Below are 15234 nucleotides of genomic sequence, written 5' to 3'. Positions count from 1 at the left end.
AAATGACAACTGATAATCTTTTTGCACAGTGTGATAATTGTGGTGTAGCAATAAAAGATAATGATGTTAATAATGCAGTTTATGTTAAAGTAAAGAAAAGACCATACAGATATTCGGTTTATTGTTCAAGAAATTGTTGCCAAGAAGATAACAGGGTTTTCAGATAATGATACTTCCATTATTAATTGCAATAGTTGGATTTTCAATTGCTGGTGCATATATTGGATTAGCAGTTTACTTAGCAGAAAAGGATAGAAAAAGATATGGGAATTAGAAAAGATTGGATTGATGAAGAAATTGGACATTACAAAGAAAAAATGTATGAAGAAGCCGATTCACTGAAAAGAAAATACTATGAAGGAATTGTAATGGGATTAGAAATTGCTAGAAAAGAACTAACTAAACCACCAAGAACAAAAGCAGAAATAGAGTTAGAAAAGAAAAATAAAATCTTTGATCCAAATAAAATGTACGATGATATTGTTACATTTTACATGAACCAGAAAAAATTCATTGACCAATATCCAGATATTGAGATTAGAAAAAAGAAAGCAAATGAAATCGCTTTACAGAAATGCCAAGAAGAACAGCAAAAAAGGATGAATCAATATGAATAGTTTTGAATTAATTTTCTATAAAGGCGTAATGCCAATACAAATCCCAAACATGCAAACTAGATTCCTATCAGAAAAATCAGCAAAAGATTCAGTGAAACATGCTAAATTACAATTGAAAAGACATGGTGTAACTGATTACGAAATAACATTACATAAAGAATCATTTGAATCAAAAGGAATTTTCAAGATTGACTAACAAAAAAGCATCACAACCTGAAGATGAATTATCACCAAAATCTGGATATGGGTTACATGCAACATGTAAAAACTGTAGAACTAGAATCCAAGCAGAATACATCAAAGAAATATGGACACATGGAAACCATAATTACTATGATTGTACCTTAGCAGAACCAGAAGAACCAGAAGAAACAATAACTAAAGGAAATAGAAGAAGATACACAACAAATCTTTGTAAATCACATAATTATCAAAAGAACCAGTATTCAAAAGCAGTAATTTGTGATAGATGTGGCGATGCAATTCATGAAAGGGATTTCTTCACAAATAGGAATATCTATTGGTGTAGAATATGCAATAGTAAATTTTCAAACATTGAGTATCATAAGAAGAAATATCACAATGATGGAAAAGTGGTAATGGATTACATAGAATACGAATCAACATTTGAAGAAAAACCAAAAAAATATGAAAACAAGAAACGATTATGGGATTCAGGGGGATGGGGAATCAATAGAGATATTTGGGTTGGTAAAAACAGATTTGATTTCCATTTCATTGATTATGGATTCATATCTAAAACCAAGTTTGCAAAAATATTAACAACAATACTTCCATTTGAAACAGTATCATCGATGTTAAGTTATGGTGTTTATCATGCTGGTAATGATAGAAAGTTTTTCATGAAAGATGAAGAAAAAGAAATGATTTATGCAGTTAGAAATAATAGAGTACAATTAAAATTTACACATGATGGTGAACTGGTTTACATTTCACCAGAATTTAATTCTACACAGAAAAAAGAATTGAAAGAAAAGTACAGAAACAATACAACCAATAAAAAATGAAAAAGAAGAAGAAACCAATTTCTGGTGGAAAAAGAAATGTGATTATAATTGGATTGATTAGAATTCATTGGTTTGGTGGGGTTTGTATGTGGGATGGTTGTAATGCAAAACATGATCTAGAATTTGCACATGCAATTGAAACAGAATTATCTAAAGCAAAAAATTCTGGAAGAAGTAGTTGGGAAAGATTATGTGATTTACTTACTAATCCAGAATGTTTTTTGTTGTACTGTGCATTTCATCATAGAATATTTGATAATCGAATTGGCGATGTTTGGAAAGAAGAATTTTACAAAAAATAGCCAATCATTGCATTTTCAAAACATGTTACGCATGAACATTTTCTGATCCATCGGTTACTCATAATTCCTAGGCATAAAATTGAGGGAACATGTCATTTTAGGGCAACATTTTATCCAAATAGGTGGGTGTTTTGGTAGAAAGTTTTTGATGCTGTGCCTAATTCTAAAGGTACTGTAGATTTTAGTATTGGCTAAGAAAATACAATGGCATTTTCTGAACCATGTTTACAAATTCAACAAAATTAATTCTTACTTGCTTGTTCAATTCAATCATCCTTTGTGAGTAGTCATTGATGTTTTTTATTTGGTTCTTGTTAACATGTTTTCTAAATATTGAAATGATATGTTTGATGATCTGCAAGAAACTATTCATCGTCTTTTGGTAATCTATCCTTGAATACATATTGTCTTACTGAAACTATCTGATTCTTTACTTTGAAAATTTGAATCACAAAATGAATCCAAGGGTTATGATTAGTACACCAAAATACCATCTTACCTTTCTTTCTATCTGACATATTAGAATCAAAATGGATTTTATTTTTAGGTGTATTTTTTCTAATTTCAGAACATGATGGGTGTGGGCATTTCACTTTTTGCCAATCAAAATCTTCCATCATGGATACCTTGTTGGTGGCACTACAGTTCTTCCAAGTTCTTGATTACCAAAACCATATTGAATAAGAATTCTAGGTAAGCCAACTATTTCAATTAATTTTTCATGTTGTGTAAAATGTAAAACTTCTTGATATTCTTTTTTATCTTCTGGATAGTACCAATTATCATATCCTTGAATTGGTTCTAGAATTGTTCCATCCATCAAACCTTCAGAATATTCTTTTGATTGTATATGGTCACATCCACCACAAACCACACGCATTTCAAATTTTTGTGATTCCCATATCCAGCATAATTTAGCGAATGCCCATGCTGGTGAACCACAATTTTCTGATTCACAATTGATAGCATTGAAATCATCTTTGATGATTTTGGTAGGATTCATCATTAGTAAAATATCTATTTTTCTTATAAGAATTTCTGTAGAATAATTCGATTTTTCTACTTTTCTACATAAAATATTATATAGTAATGTTGATTTCAGATGTTGAAAATGAGTGAAAATGAACATAATTTAGTTGAACAGATGAAGAAATTGGGTATCGATTGCCAAGAAACCTTCAATGGAATTAATTCTAAATTATATTTTGCTGGTGAATGTGTTTTAATCATAACTGAAGTAACACCATTGATTGATGGAACATACAGATTAATCTACATTGAAGAAGATGATTTTAGATTAGAGATTGAACATGGTAATGAAGTTAGTGAAATTCTAAAAGAAGGAATGTTTGAATTGGTTTATGATGGAACAGAAGGGAAGGTAAAGTTTGAAAATGAATGATGTAACATTTGTCCAACCAGTAATTTTGAAATATCAAATGCCATGTTCAGATGCACTTTTAGATATGCACGAAGATTTACTGAAAGCACAAAAAGTTCTAAATCATTATTTGGTAAATGGTGTTACATTTGCAGTATCACAAAAACAATATGAAACTAATAGATTTGGTTTCTCTATAATCAGAATTAGTATTAGAGTACCAATGACAAATCATAATTTTGATGATAGAATAAAAAAAGAATTAGAACCAATCATGAAAAGATGGGGGGGATTATTAGATGGATAAATGTAGTAAGTGTGGAATGGGTGAACAAATAATTGATTTGAAAAAATTCAATTATTCAGAATCAAACGAAGAACCAGATACAGCCTTGTTATGTGTATTTTGTTATACTGATGAATCTATTAGAATTTTAAAATTAAGAATCATAGAACCAATAGCAAACTTTCAAGAAAAACTAAATGATAGATTAACTAAATTGGAATATCAGGTGTATCAAAAATGATTGTCACATTATCAAATAGTTACATTGAAAAACATGGTGATGGATATTCGATATTTATTTCCATTCCAGATGATTCAAGAAATTTCTTACACTGTGATCCATTGAGATTAGATAGAATGCTAATGTACTATCAAGATATAATAGCACAAAAAATTGGTAACTATAATTGTTCAATTGTAGAAGATGGAACATATTTCAGAATCAAAACACAGTTAAGATGTGGTGAACAACTGAATGGTGATAATGATACAGATTTAATATTTCATAGTAGAAAATTAAACCTAAATGATGCTGTATTTGAATATGGGTTGTTAATTGGATTACCAGAAAAACAATTGGTGAAAACAAAATGAGTTGTAGAAGTACATGTACTAAATGTGGGCATTCTGAAAACCATGAATGTTCTGGAAACAGTGGATTCATTTCACAAATGATAAAAGGTAAACAAGAAAAATTCTGTAGAAATTGTGTTAGTGAAGCATTGATTGGATATTTTGGGGGAATGAATAATGTTCAAAGATAGATTACTAAAATTTAAAAAAGAGAAATGGGTTTCTACAAAATCTGGTGATACTGAAGCCATTTGTCCTAATCCAGATTGTAGAATGAAATCAAACCAATCAGTGTTACCATGTGGTGGTGATTTCTGGTTTTGTGCAAATCCAAAATGTATAATCAATAGATTTTCTGGTGTTGGATACTATATTCAAGCAGAAGATGGAATTCAAGATTGTGTTCACATGAAAGAAGAATATGGTGATAGAAATGATGAAGATTTTATTAGTGGTGTAGTTTGCAAAAAATGTAATGAACCAATTACCAAAAAAGAGTTATTGGAAAGTTTACAATTCATGATTAAAAATCCAAACAAAGAATGCCCACCACATAATTGTAAGGTGATAGTAAGTTGAAGAAAAAAGAAATCCTATATGCAGTTGAAAATGATTTGGGTAATGAACGAGAATGTGAAACCAAAAAAGAATTGCTTGAAGAAATTAAAGATGAAATGCTAGGAACAAATTTCAAGATTTACAAAGTTACAATAATTAGAGAATTGGTAAAAACAATAGATAAGAAAAAACCTAGACCATGTTATGGTGGATGGGGTAAAGGTCACACAATACCAGATGGTGATTTCAAAAATGAAGTACCATTCACATTCTGTAAAAGATGTGGGTATCTAATGAAATTAATCTATAAGAATTTTACAGAACCAAATTATGTTTTGGCAACACCTAGAGTACACAAAAATGATAAACTGATTTGTAAGAAATGTGGTGAGAGATTCCATCCTAAAAAATCATTACATACGTATCTATGCCATATTGGAAATTGTAATGTGAGGAAAAGAAAATAATGGTTTTAGTAATGCCAAATGCAGAAATGACATTTGAAAATTGGGAAGCAAGAATAAAATTTCAAATGGAAGAAGAAGGCGGGTTTGAATATGATGATGAACATAATGCTAATGATTGGTCAAAATGTGCAGTTGGTGAACGTGATAAAGAACTAAGAAATATTTTAAGAAGTGGTTTGAATCTAAAGTGGGCAACTAGAAAGTTATCACCTGAAGTTATAAAGTTAGGGCAACAATTTGAATCTGCAATATATGACAACAAAAAAGAAGAAGCGTTGAAGATTTATCATAAAATAAAATCAATTCCAGAAGAAAAATTCTATCTAAAGAGTGAGGATGAATGTTGATATTTTCAAGTTCTGATCTAAAACATTGTTTTGAAAATATTTTCAGATTATATCAAAGCAGTAAACTAAGTGATAAATATGATTCATTGGTTCAGTTTGAATTTTTACATCCAGTAATATTAGCACATCCAACACTACTTCCATTTGAAATCAAACATAATCCGTTATACAAAAAAATGTTAGATGAAACAATTGAAAGAAGGCATTTTTACATTATAGAGTTGAGGGAATTAAAATGATTAGGTTCGGTATAGTGGATGTTGGAAATGAAAACCATGATGCCAAGATTTCATTAGAAATGAATGGGCATGTGTTTATACTGGATAAAATTTATCCAAAAGCAGTTGCAGAAAAAACAATTAAGGCATTTACAGAAGAACAAAATTCATGGGAATCAGATTTTCATAAATTGTTTTACTATACAGTTGGTGATTCTTGGGCAATCACTGATGAAGAACTAAATAATTTTCTAATGAAACATGACACAATGACACCAGAAAGAAAGTGTTCAACATGTAATGAAACTACTAAAAGGTTCTTTGAAATGTTTGATGAAAAAACACAGCGATTTCTTAAAGACAAAATCAGATGTCCAAAATGTTATGAAAAATTTGGAAGCAGAATTGAGGATAGTACAAAATGATTAGTAAGAAAAGTTTTAATGAATTAGAAAAAATTGCAAAATTACCAAGTACAGATTATGAAGATTACAAAAGGATAATGAGATTATTGAAGAAAACAAAAATCAGAAAATCGTTAGGAAGATTGAGTGAGATATTATGAAAAGAGATATTGATTTAAGAAACGAAGGTACATTGAAAGATTTTTCAGTATTATCATTTGGTGGTGAAGATGAAGTTACATACAGAATATTTTCAACACAACTAAAAGCATTTACAACTAAGGTTTTAGGATATTCAAAATTAAACATGAGTTCATCATATCTACCAATGCCAATTGAAGTTATGATCTATGATAAAAGAAACAAAGTAGTTCACACAATGAAAATTACAATGAAGGGGTGTTCATATACTGACTGATGAACATCTAGGAACTGTAGAAGAACAGTTGCAATTCCTAAAGGCGATGCAAGAAGAATTGGATAATCATAGAGATGAAAAATTACCATTAAGATTTGTTGATAGAAATGAAGTAAAGGGATTGTTAGAAAATTCTATTGCTGGAAGGGCAACTAGAATTAGATTATCTAAAAAGAAATCCGAGATACAGAAACAATGTGTGCATACAGCAAATGAAGCGATGATGATATGGTTGAAGTTCAATGAATAGAAGAAAAGAAAACTGGTTCAAATTAGCATATTTGAAAGATGGTAAAGCACATATCCTAAAGGATTATGAAAAAGATGGCAAACAAATAGCATTATGTAAAATTAGAATTTGTGGAATTTTAGAAATTGATAATTCAGTAGAAAGAAGATGCAAAAGATGTGAAAAACGTGCCAAGGAATTAGGGTGGATTCAATGAAACAATCACAGAAATTACAAGAACCATTAGGCAGAATGTCAAATGGAAGAAACGGTAATTCAATATTTGATATTAGAAATATTTGTAGAACATGTAGATTACAGTATCCAAAATCATGTACGCATTGTGAAGAATGCAAGAAACCTTTAGCATACAAACCAAGGACTAGAAGGAAATGAAAACACATTCACATCATTACCAAATTCAAATCATTGAAGATAAAAAAGTGGTTGAAAGATATGTTATTCTTGTACCATACAATGGAAATGAAACCGCTGATAAGGCTGTTAAAGCAGTAATGAAAAGCACAAACCACTATAGAAATTCTAGAAACCAAATCATGTTAGAAAGATGTGATTATACAATTGAGTATATTGAAACAAAACTATCAGATGATCTACAAGCAATCGCAATTGAGAAACAAGGATATGCAGTAATACCAATGGAAGGTGACAATTGATGGCACGACCAAATAAAAGAAATGGGATAGTTTTAGAGCAAACATTTGATAAATTGGGTAGGTGTTCAGATGCAAACTATCATACTTGTGATTATTCCAATAGTTGTTATCGTGGAAATCATAAACAGTGTAAAGGATTGAATAGAACCAAGACACGATGCACATGCCCAAAATGTAATCATCCAGAACCAGAATCAAAAGAATAATTTTACAACAATAGTTATAACATAATATTGAATTGAATGATTCATGCCTAATGAAGATTCAAACAGTGTTGATGTAACCACCAATCTTTTAGATTCGAGTGATACAGATAGTGGGGTTGAAGGAATCCAGAAGGCAAAACCCACTAAAAAGAATTACAATAAGATAATTAAAATTCTAGCATTAATTACATTGATTCCAATTACTTCATTAATATTGGATTATTATTTCAATCCACAACCAGTAGTAACCGAAACAGTATTTACATTAACTGATAATTGTTGGATTAATGTAAACCTAGTAACACAAACCGCTGAAATTGTTAGATTGGAATTTGACTGTAACAAAGAAGCAACTGTAGATGAAGTTAGGGATGCTATGAAACTACTAAAAGAAAAAGCAACTGAATTAAATTATAATATCAAGATACCATTTACCGCTGAAGGATTACACGCACAATTTCAAAGAGAAGTAGAAACGGAAGGTTCAATATGAAAACACCATCACTAACTAGAGTAAAAATTCTAAAATTCATGTTGTCAAGAATAGATGAACCATTATCATCACAAGAAATACAGGATGGTTCACATTCAAACTACAAAAATACAATGAATGAAATCAGAAATCTTGTAAAAGATAAAATGATTACAGGAACAAAGATTGGTTGGAAGTTGACATTCAAGAATGCTGATTTTATTGCAACTAAACATACTGAACTAGCAGTAATATGTGATTTTAGTAAGGTTATCAAAAAAAAGATGAAACAAATTGAGAAACAAGAAATTAAATAAAAAACCAATTATAGTTGGTGGTGCAATCAGTGGATTTCTAGTTACATTACTGATTGTTTTCATGTCACCAGAATATCATTGTATGCAAGTATCTGAAGTCACAAAACAAGATTACATTGATTATCTCTATAGTGGATTAGATGAAAAATCAAAAGCATTGGTAGATTCGGGTGTTGCCTATATACAGGATTCACCAGATATTCCAATTCAGTATATACAAGATAGTGCTTATGAGTTTTGTATTTCACAAAAACCAGATGTTCCACCAACTGTAGTTCTTCAGTTTGAAGATTTAGAATAATATGAATGAAAACCCAAATCTATGGTGGATTTTAGTTCTAGGGTTTGGAACAATTTTAGGCGTACCAATATCATCTATGTTAATTAATTTGATACAATACAAGAAGAAGAATCGATAAAACCAATCACTATTCTTATTACATAGTTAATTCTGAAGCAATCCAATGTTCAAGATTTATTGTAAATCTAGGAATGAAACAATTGATGTTCCAAATGAAGTTAGTGAATGCCCACACTGTGGAAAACAATTGGTGAATCTAGGCTTCGCACTAGCAGAACTATAAAATAAATTCACGATAATATTTTTAATGTAGTGATTTATTGAGTTTGTGTAGATATGAAAGCAAACTACCTAGGGTTATTCACTGGATTTGTATTGTTGGTTTTCATTTTATTTCCAGTGGATGCCCTAGGACAAACTAATTCAAAACATGTTGATTCACCTTTAGGTTGGAAAATTGGAACATTCTTAGATGATCTGTATATCGATGTTTTTGTAACTGATGATACAAAAAAGGCTGAAGCAATTGCTAAACAAGCAGAAAAAACACAGGAACAAATAGAATCATTAGCAATTGAAGGAAAACCAATTCCAAATGATTATGTGAAAAGAGTTTCAGATAAAACTATCAAGGCACAAGAAATTTTACTTAACTTAGAAAAAGTTCCAGTACAAGGTCAAGAAGGAATAAGAAATGCACTAAAACAAATTACATCTAAACCAGAAATTGTTTGTGTTGCAGAACCATGTGAAGAAGCAAAAGATGTTAATTCTAGAATTAATACTGGAAGGGTTTTAGAAACATTACAAGATGTTAATGAAGCAAATCAGATTAGACTTTTAGTAAATGATTTCAATGAATTAAGAGATGGAATAAATTCTGGAAGGTTTGATACAGTAACCGCAGAAACTAGAGCAAATCAAATTGATAGTAGGGCTAACAGTTTGGATTTAATTATACAACACTGTGATGGAAGAATCAGTTCATTAGATTTAGCATTTGAGAAATCACCATACTCAATTCTACAGAACCAATGTAAGATACTACAGAATCATAGTTTAGAAGATGCACAAAACAGATTAAAATTATTAGGTTCTGATATAGAATGAATGGAAGGGCATTAATTCTTCTAATAACATTCTTGATGTTCACAGTTGGATTCGGATTAGTAATTGGTGAATATTTTTATGAACTTGGTTTAGATTTAATGAAACTTGCTATATCCGCTGGTGTTGGAATTATCGGATTGGTTACAATGATGTTTACTCTAAGAGAGTATATGAGAAATTGGTATTGGCATGAAGTACATAAAGAACATGTAATTGCTGGTGTAGTTATTTTGATAATAATTGTTATAGTTGCATGGCATTATGGGGTGATAGATTGGTTACTATCAAATCTATAGAATTAGAGTTTCAATCGCATCATATTCTTTATGTGATTGTATTCATAGGAATATCAATTCTATTATTTGGAATGTACCAATCATTTTCTACTGATCCAGCAACTGGTATTGGAATAATGGATTTCACAGAAATTGAAAGATTGTGGGGTGACATGGAACAAAAAATAACAGTTGAATTTGAAAAATTTACTGAACATCCATTCTTTAAACAAGCGGGTACAGTAATCACATTCTTCTATTCAATGACACCATCATTCATTCCAATTCCAAACGAATTATTCATGACACCTTTAGTTCTTGCAGAACCTACACAAGAACAACAATTTAACCAAGCAATATTTCTGATCCTCTTAACATCAACTGGTGGATTTATTGGTGATGCACTAATGTTCAGTCTAGCAAAAAGACATGTCCACAAATTAGTTAGAAGGGATAAAGCAGATGAATTAGAAAACAATCATTGGTTTCATAGATTCGGTGTATTGATGTTTTTGTTTACACCATCACTTTGGTTTGCTGGTGGTGGTGCTGAAGTTGCTTTAGTTCTTGCTGGATATGCACAGATGGATGAAAAGAAATTATTCCCATTTTTGTTTGCTGGAAATCTAATTCGTGGTATTTGGGGTGGAATTATTTTCCTTTCATTCCTTGGTTTGTTATAGTTTTTACAATAAACATTATAAGCAAATAATTTACTTTCAAAAGTAGAAAAATGGAAAAATTGATTGATAATAATGTAGTTGATGGTGAACTTGATGTTTTTAGAGATAAAGATGCTAGATGGCAATTAGTTCTTGGATGGAAGAATAAGAAATATCGTGCCTTGGATGCTTTTAGAAAATTAGACAAAGTAATGAAGAAGAATGCTGAAGATACTGAAAACCCAATTCAATATGAAAATAGAAATTTAAAGATTAAAGAGGAAATGGATAGATTATCTGATGTGATTGATTTTTGTAAAACCAAGATGAATGAAATTATTGCTGAAATTCACAAGGACAAACACAGATGAACTATATCCCATATATCATAATTTTTGCATTGATTTTTGGTACAATAGGATTTGTAGTGTATTCTAATTCTGAAGAAGCAAAATCATTAAGGCAAGGATGTGATATTGAACAAATTTTCACTGGTGTTAATGTAAACAATCTAAGTGAAGAACAGATTAAAAAGATGATAAGTGATTGTGATGCACAAGCAGTTCTTAATAGTGCTGAACAAATAGCATTGAACAACCTAGGCAAAATACAATCAATTAATGATGCTGGTGATATTGCAGAAATCTTCAAAGGTAAACCTACAGTAGTTCAACAAACATCATTCGTAAATTCCAACACTGGAAAAGAGATTTCAGAACAAGAATTTATTCAATTAGTGAATGCCACTGGTGATCTAACTGATGAAGATATTATTAATATCAAAATTACTGGTGGTGAATCATTTGGACACACACCAAAATATTCTAATGTTGAACTTCCAGATAACCATTATCTGATTGGTAATCCAGCAACATTTAGTGGGTTATTAAAAAAAGTAATTGAAGGAAGTTGTAAATTAAATCCAGAAACAGAATTGGTAGAATGTAAGTATGTTGAACCAGCAACATTCCAATACACATTCATAATCAGTTGTGAACATCGTGATTTTTGTGCATTAGAACCAATAACTAGACCTTCAGAAGAAACTAATAATGATGGAACATGGACACAAACTATTCAAACTGGAAGATTTACTGAAGGTGAATATCTAATGTCAATACAAGCAAATTCATTAGTAGATAATCCATTAACTCAACGACCTTATCTTATAGAAGTAGAAAAAACATTCCAAATGGTATCACCATGAAATTCAAAAGAAAAAATAGTTTGGATTTATGGATAGGGTTTTTCTGGTTAATCACTGGATTCTGTACCTTTCAACTAGCATTATTCGTAATATCAATACCATTTGAATCAAAAGAAATTTGGTGGATGGTTATTGAAACTGTTAATAAAAATGCAACTGTGCATTTCATGATTTCTGGATTCCTATTATTTGCTGGAATAATGCAGGGGATATTTGGATTTTTTATGATTGTTACTAGAGATTCAAGTGTGGATAAACATGTTAAAATCAAAAAATCAAAATTTGAACCTAAACAAGATGAATCGATAGAAGATTAGTTAATTTTTCTAACCAAAATATGTAAATAGTAATTGATTTTGCTGAATGTTAATGGAGAAAGCACAGTTTGTAAAAGGAATCTTCGTGGACATATTGAACGCAGTATTGTTCTTGGTTGTCTTGGGGATTATTTTTGCTGGTGTGGGAATGCTGGTTGGCGATGGGTTCAAGGATATTACCCTAGAATCATTAGGTCAAGCAATAGCACAAACTGGTGATGATCCTGTAGCGGGATTCATTCTGGTTATGGTTAGTCTAGGCTTCTTCGTTATCATTGGTGCATTGGTTTTCCTATTTGGAAAATATGTGCGTGTTGGTATCGGAAAGATATTTGGATTGGCAGAACCAGAAGGTGATATAGACACTGATAAGAAAGCATATATTGTAACTTTCTTATTCACTGGAATAATCACGTTCATCTTCATTGTTGCATTTGCATCATTCCTACAAGGTGTAAATCCAGATGTTAACATCACTGATTTGGGTACATTGACTAATGCAATTAGTCAAGAATCACCACAATTTTGGATTGTTTTCATCCTTGGATTGATTGGTTTAGGTGCTATTGTGGGATACATGGGTAGAAAAATCAACTCTATTCGTGAAGGTGTTCCAGATTCAATAGCAAAAATCTAAACAAATCTAATTTTTTTTAATACTATTTTTCGTGGAATTATTTTCACGAATCTACAAAATGCTTTTATTCTAATGCTAGTTGGATTGAATTAAGAACTATTATGGTAGAGAACAAAACACTAGGAATTGCAGTTGTGCTAATTCTCATTGTTGGTGGTGGACTGTGGTATGCAAATGACCAAGGTTTCATTAACACCAGTGGACAAGCAACAATTACACCTAGTCAAACTACAACTACAACTACAACTTCAACAACTGGTCAAGTACAAACACAAACTGGTGATTTCATAATCAAGACCGCCTTAATCGATACTAAAGACCAAACAACAACAAGAACAGATGGTACAAACATCAATGTGCTTTTCTATCAACTAAAGAATGGTGAATACCAATGGAAAGGAACATCTTCATCCAATAGTGCAACTATCGGATTGGATGAAACTCTAGTAGAAGTTCAGGCTATGCTAGAGATTCCAGATGCACAAGCATTCTTCGTTGATTTAGTAAAGACACAAGGACAAACATCTAGAATTGGTAATGCTGTTTGGGCTGATCCAGATAAGGATAATACTCTTGATCCAGTAATTCCATTGAACATAGTTGGAATTACACCACAAGGACAAGATGATCCAACCTTAAACTGGACTGTCTTTATGCTAGTCGATGATGGAACTAACATTGATTTGGATGATCCAAGTAATCTAGATACAGATAACCTTGGTACAGGCAAACAAGACTGTGCCATTGATTGGAACTTACAACTATCAGCAAATGCACGTGGTGGTTTATTGAAGAAATTCGATATTACTATCAACGGTACAGATGAAGGTAGAATTGTTCCAAACGAATCTTATGTAGATGTTATACATGATCATGGAACTGATAGAATCAAACTAACCAATGGTGATGTATTCAAGAATGTGGATAACTCAAATTCACAAATTGTTTACGAATACCAATTTGGTGATGGTGAAGTTGCAGATGGAAGATTGTTCAGTATTGATGCCAACCAATCCATCCTAAAGAAATCAATGCCAGTAAACATCAAAACAAACTTTGGTGCTTCTGACAATGCAATTAATGTAACATTAGGTGTTACATTTATGGATGCACAAGGTGAATCATACACTGAAAATACCGACTTAGTTATTTGTGCAAAAGCATAGATAATTAATCTACACTTTCTTTTCTTTTTTATTTACAAGAATTCTTAAATCCAACTAGCACGAATTTAGATTGCTGTTATGCAGTATGCAGTAGTGCCGAGAGTTCAAATGCGAAAGTCTATTGGGCATCCAAGGTGTTAATGCTTTTCTTCCTTGGATGCCTAATTTAATCAATATTTTTCACAGATACCTTTTTAATCATTAATTAGAAGTGGTACTTATGCTGTTTGGTGATGATCTATGGTTCTAGGATTTGAGGATTTATCACATCAAGATAAAATCTCAAAAGGATTTGGATTAGTTACTTGGTTATTTTTCTTCATTACTGGTTCTTCAGTAATGTTTTTCGTATTATCCGCTGAAGGTTCAATTGAATTTAGAAGGGTAATGACATTTGTTACAGCATTTTCATTACCATTACTTCTGATGTTACTATTATCTAGAATTGAATTCATTGGAAACAGATTACGAAGTGATGATGAAGGTGAACCATTATTCTTCATGAAAAATCCTACAATGAAGGATTTGATTATGATTCCACCAGCAATTGGTGTTCTATTTTTGGTTTCAATTGTACTTCATAATGCTGGAAATGATTTCGCTGTTCTAATGTTTGCTGGAATTCTTTTAGGTGGATTACTCATGATTACAAGAGCAATTATAATTCCAATTGTAGTTCATGGAACATACAATAGTATCATATATTTGGATTCAAAAGGATTGTTAGGAAACACTGGTTTACCTTCTGATCTACCAATTAACGTACCATTAATCAATGCACAAATAGAATTATTCGGTGAAGTTACACCAGAAATTGTTTTCCAATATGCCTTAACAGCAACTGGTGAAGAAATGCTTCGTGCATTCTTTATTGGTGGATTCCTACTAGCATCTTCAGGTGACTTTGAAACAAAGAAATTGAATTTTATTGCTGGAATTTTAGTTTCAGGTACAGCATGGGCAGTAATGCACGCTATACAAGGTGGAATAAGAATTATCTAAATCTAAAGTCAAAAATTTTCACAGTTAAGTTTATGTAATAACATTTTGACTTGAAAT

General features: G+C 31.0%; 36 protein-coding genes. 34 read left to right on the top strand and 2 right to left on the bottom strand.

The window, feature by feature from the left end; genetic code table 11:
- Nucleotides 1–2: 2 nt before the first annotated feature.
- From K5790_RS10445 to K5790_RS10425, 5 genes are all read left to right on the top strand, one after another.
- Entirely contained in the window at nt 3–167 is a 165-nt protein-coding gene (locus K5790_RS10445) for a hypothetical protein (protein ID WP_297594848.1), read from the top strand.
- 96 nt (nt 168–263) lie between these two features.
- Complete coding sequence (locus tag K5790_RS10440) at nt 264–617, top strand: hypothetical protein (protein WP_297594846.1); 354 nt, start codon at nt 264–266, stop codon at nt 615–617.
- Nucleotides 610–813 (top strand): hypothetical protein, encoded by a 204-nt coding sequence (locus K5790_RS10435; protein WP_297594844.1) that lies wholly within the window; start codon nt 610–612, stop codon nt 811–813. The genes K5790_RS10440 and K5790_RS10435 overlap by 8 nt, the downstream gene beginning before the upstream one ends.
- Complete coding sequence (locus K5790_RS10430; RefSeq protein WP_297594842.1) at nt 806–1645, top strand: hypothetical protein; 840 nt, start codon at nt 806–808, stop codon at nt 1643–1645. The genes K5790_RS10435 and K5790_RS10430 overlap by 8 nt, the downstream gene beginning before the upstream one ends.
- Complete coding sequence (locus K5790_RS10425; protein WP_297594841.1) at nt 1642–1947, top strand: hypothetical protein; 306 nt, start codon at nt 1642–1644, stop codon at nt 1945–1947. Before K5790_RS10430 ends, K5790_RS10425 begins: the two co-directional genes overlap by 4 nt.
- 365 nt (nt 1948–2312) lie before the next feature.
- Here the strand turns inward: K5790_RS10425 and K5790_RS10420 are convergent, their stop codons facing one another.
- On the bottom strand, nt 2313–2564 hold the full coding sequence (locus tag K5790_RS10420) for a hypothetical protein (RefSeq protein WP_297594839.1): 252 nt from the start codon (nt 2562–2564) through the stop codon (nt 2313–2315).
- A complete protein-coding gene (locus K5790_RS10415; protein WP_297594837.1) occupies nt 2564–2950 on the bottom strand; it encodes a hypothetical protein in 387 nt (128 codons plus the stop codon). Before K5790_RS10415 ends, K5790_RS10420 begins: the two co-directional genes overlap by 1 nt.
- Nucleotides 2951–3058: 108 nt before the next feature.
- Here K5790_RS10415 and K5790_RS10410 point away from each other — a divergent pair, with 108 nt between their 5' ends.
- The 29 genes from K5790_RS10410 to K5790_RS10270 all read left to right on the top strand — a co-directional run bounded on the left by K5790_RS10410 (nt 3059) and on the right by K5790_RS10270 (nt 15177).
- A complete protein-coding gene (locus K5790_RS10410; protein WP_297594836.1) occupies nt 3059–3349 on the top strand; it encodes a hypothetical protein in 291 nt (96 codons plus the stop codon).
- Nucleotides 3342–3635, top strand: coding sequence for a hypothetical protein (locus tag K5790_RS10405; protein WP_297594835.1), 294 nt, complete (start codon nt 3342–3344; stop codon nt 3633–3635). Before K5790_RS10410 ends, K5790_RS10405 begins: the two co-directional genes overlap by 8 nt.
- Nucleotides 3628–3855 (top strand): hypothetical protein, encoded by a 228-nt coding sequence (locus tag K5790_RS10400; protein ID WP_297594834.1) that lies wholly within the window; start codon nt 3628–3630, stop codon nt 3853–3855. The genes K5790_RS10405 and K5790_RS10400 overlap by 8 nt, the downstream gene beginning before the upstream one ends.
- Entirely contained in the window at nt 3852–4208 is a 357-nt protein-coding gene (locus K5790_RS10395) for a hypothetical protein (protein ID WP_297594833.1), read from the top strand. The genes K5790_RS10400 and K5790_RS10395 overlap by 4 nt, the downstream gene beginning before the upstream one ends.
- Nucleotides 4205–4378 carry a hypothetical protein gene (locus K5790_RS10390; protein WP_297594832.1) on the top strand — a complete coding sequence of 58 codons (174 nt, stop codon included), beginning with the start codon at nt 4205–4207 and terminating at the stop codon, nt 4376–4378. Before K5790_RS10395 ends, K5790_RS10390 begins: the two co-directional genes overlap by 4 nt.
- Nucleotides 4365–4766: a hypothetical protein gene (locus tag K5790_RS10385; protein ID WP_297594830.1), complete on the top strand. Its 402-nt coding sequence runs from the start codon at nt 4365–4367 to the stop codon at nt 4764–4766. Before K5790_RS10390 ends, K5790_RS10385 begins: the two co-directional genes overlap by 14 nt.
- A complete protein-coding gene (locus K5790_RS10380) occupies nt 4763–5212 on the top strand; it encodes a hypothetical protein (RefSeq protein WP_297594828.1) in 450 nt (149 codons plus the stop codon). Before K5790_RS10385 ends, K5790_RS10380 begins: the two co-directional genes overlap by 4 nt.
- A complete protein-coding gene (locus K5790_RS10375) occupies nt 5212–5559 on the top strand; it encodes a hypothetical protein (RefSeq protein WP_297594826.1) in 348 nt (115 codons plus the stop codon). Before K5790_RS10380 ends, K5790_RS10375 begins: the two co-directional genes overlap by 1 nt.
- Entirely contained in the window at nt 5556–5798 is a 243-nt protein-coding gene (locus tag K5790_RS10370; protein WP_297594824.1) for a hypothetical protein, read from the top strand. The genes K5790_RS10375 and K5790_RS10370 overlap by 4 nt, the downstream gene beginning before the upstream one ends.
- Nucleotides 5795–6202, top strand: a complete 408-nt coding sequence (locus tag K5790_RS10365; protein ID WP_297594822.1) for a hypothetical protein — start codon at nt 5795–5797, stop codon at nt 6200–6202. The genes K5790_RS10370 and K5790_RS10365 overlap by 4 nt, the downstream gene beginning before the upstream one ends.
- A complete protein-coding gene (locus tag K5790_RS10360) occupies nt 6199–6342 on the top strand; it encodes a hypothetical protein (RefSeq protein ID WP_297594820.1) in 144 nt (47 codons plus the stop codon). Before K5790_RS10365 ends, K5790_RS10360 begins: the two co-directional genes overlap by 4 nt.
- Nucleotides 6339–6599, top strand: coding sequence for a hypothetical protein (locus tag K5790_RS10355; RefSeq protein ID WP_297594818.1), 261 nt, complete (start codon nt 6339–6341; stop codon nt 6597–6599). Before K5790_RS10360 ends, K5790_RS10355 begins: the two co-directional genes overlap by 4 nt.
- Before the next feature lie 28 nt (nt 6600–6627).
- On the top strand, nt 6628–6849 hold the full coding sequence (locus tag K5790_RS10350) for a hypothetical protein (RefSeq protein WP_297594816.1): 222 nt from the start codon (nt 6628–6630) through the stop codon (nt 6847–6849).
- On the top strand, nt 6842–7045 hold the full coding sequence (locus tag K5790_RS10345) for a hypothetical protein (RefSeq protein WP_297594814.1): 204 nt from the start codon (nt 6842–6844) through the stop codon (nt 7043–7045). The genes K5790_RS10350 and K5790_RS10345 overlap by 8 nt, the downstream gene beginning before the upstream one ends.
- Nucleotides 7042–7224 carry a hypothetical protein gene (locus K5790_RS10340; protein ID WP_297594813.1) on the top strand — a complete coding sequence of 61 codons (183 nt, stop codon included), beginning with the start codon at nt 7042–7044 and terminating at the stop codon, nt 7222–7224. The genes K5790_RS10345 and K5790_RS10340 overlap by 4 nt, the downstream gene beginning before the upstream one ends.
- The gene (locus K5790_RS10335; protein WP_297594811.1) at nt 7221–7505 is read left to right on the top strand and encodes a hypothetical protein; all 285 of its coding nucleotides are present in this window, start codon (nt 7221–7223) and stop codon (nt 7503–7505) included. The genes K5790_RS10340 and K5790_RS10335 overlap by 4 nt, the downstream gene beginning before the upstream one ends.
- Nucleotides 7505–7711 carry a hypothetical protein gene (locus K5790_RS10330; protein WP_297594809.1) on the top strand — a complete coding sequence of 69 codons (207 nt, stop codon included), beginning with the start codon at nt 7505–7507 and terminating at the stop codon, nt 7709–7711. Before K5790_RS10335 ends, K5790_RS10330 begins: the two co-directional genes overlap by 1 nt.
- A gap of 43 nt (nt 7712–7754) precedes the next feature.
- Entirely contained in the window at nt 7755–8204 is a 450-nt protein-coding gene (locus tag K5790_RS10325; protein WP_297594807.1) for a hypothetical protein, read from the top strand.
- Nucleotides 8201–8500: a hypothetical protein gene (locus K5790_RS10320; protein WP_297594806.1), complete on the top strand. Its 300-nt coding sequence runs from the start codon at nt 8201–8203 to the stop codon at nt 8498–8500. Before K5790_RS10325 ends, K5790_RS10320 begins: the two co-directional genes overlap by 4 nt.
- Nucleotides 8478–8801, top strand: a complete 324-nt coding sequence (locus K5790_RS10315; protein WP_297594802.1) for a hypothetical protein — start codon at nt 8478–8480, stop codon at nt 8799–8801. Before K5790_RS10320 ends, K5790_RS10315 begins: the two co-directional genes overlap by 23 nt.
- Nucleotides 8802–9137: 336 nt before the next feature.
- Nucleotides 9138–9911: a hypothetical protein gene (locus K5790_RS10310; RefSeq protein ID WP_297594801.1), complete on the top strand. Its 774-nt coding sequence runs from the start codon at nt 9138–9140 to the stop codon at nt 9909–9911.
- Nucleotides 9908–10207 (top strand): hypothetical protein, encoded by a 300-nt coding sequence (locus tag K5790_RS10305; RefSeq protein WP_297594799.1) that lies wholly within the window; start codon nt 9908–9910, stop codon nt 10205–10207. Before K5790_RS10310 ends, K5790_RS10305 begins: the two co-directional genes overlap by 4 nt.
- A complete protein-coding gene (locus K5790_RS10300) occupies nt 10186–10869 on the top strand; it encodes a hypothetical protein (protein ID WP_297594798.1) in 684 nt (227 codons plus the stop codon). The genes K5790_RS10305 and K5790_RS10300 overlap by 22 nt, the downstream gene beginning before the upstream one ends.
- 50 nt (nt 10870–10919) lie before the next feature.
- Entirely contained in the window at nt 10920–11219 is a 300-nt protein-coding gene (locus tag K5790_RS10295; protein ID WP_297594796.1) for a hypothetical protein, read from the top strand.
- A complete protein-coding gene (locus K5790_RS10290) occupies nt 11216–12055 on the top strand; it encodes a hypothetical protein (RefSeq protein WP_297594794.1) in 840 nt (279 codons plus the stop codon). Before K5790_RS10295 ends, K5790_RS10290 begins: the two co-directional genes overlap by 4 nt.
- Complete coding sequence (locus tag K5790_RS10285) at nt 12052–12372, top strand: hypothetical protein (RefSeq protein ID WP_297594792.1); 321 nt, start codon at nt 12052–12054, stop codon at nt 12370–12372. Before K5790_RS10290 ends, K5790_RS10285 begins: the two co-directional genes overlap by 4 nt.
- 85 nt (nt 12373–12457) lie before the next feature.
- Complete coding sequence (locus K5790_RS10280; RefSeq protein WP_297594790.1) at nt 12458–13009, top strand: hypothetical protein; 552 nt, start codon at nt 12458–12460, stop codon at nt 13007–13009.
- A gap of 101 nt (nt 13010–13110) precedes the next feature.
- The gene (locus tag K5790_RS10275) at nt 13111–14175 is read left to right on the top strand and encodes a hypothetical protein (protein ID WP_297594789.1); all 1065 of its coding nucleotides are present in this window, start codon (nt 13111–13113) and stop codon (nt 14173–14175) included.
- 240 nt (nt 14176–14415) lie between these two features.
- The gene (locus K5790_RS10270; protein WP_297594787.1) at nt 14416–15177 is read left to right on the top strand and encodes a hypothetical protein; all 762 of its coding nucleotides are present in this window, start codon (nt 14416–14418) and stop codon (nt 15175–15177) included.
- Nucleotides 15178–15234: the final 57 nt, after the last annotated feature.

Origin of the sequence: Nitrosopumilus sp. (genome assembly GCF_025698945.1) — an archaeon.
Lineage (GTDB): Archaea > Thermoproteota > Nitrososphaeria > Nitrososphaerales > Nitrosopumilaceae > Nitrosopumilus.
Note: the sequence above shows the minus strand (reverse complement) of the source record. Positions and strands in the feature narration are given on the sequence as shown.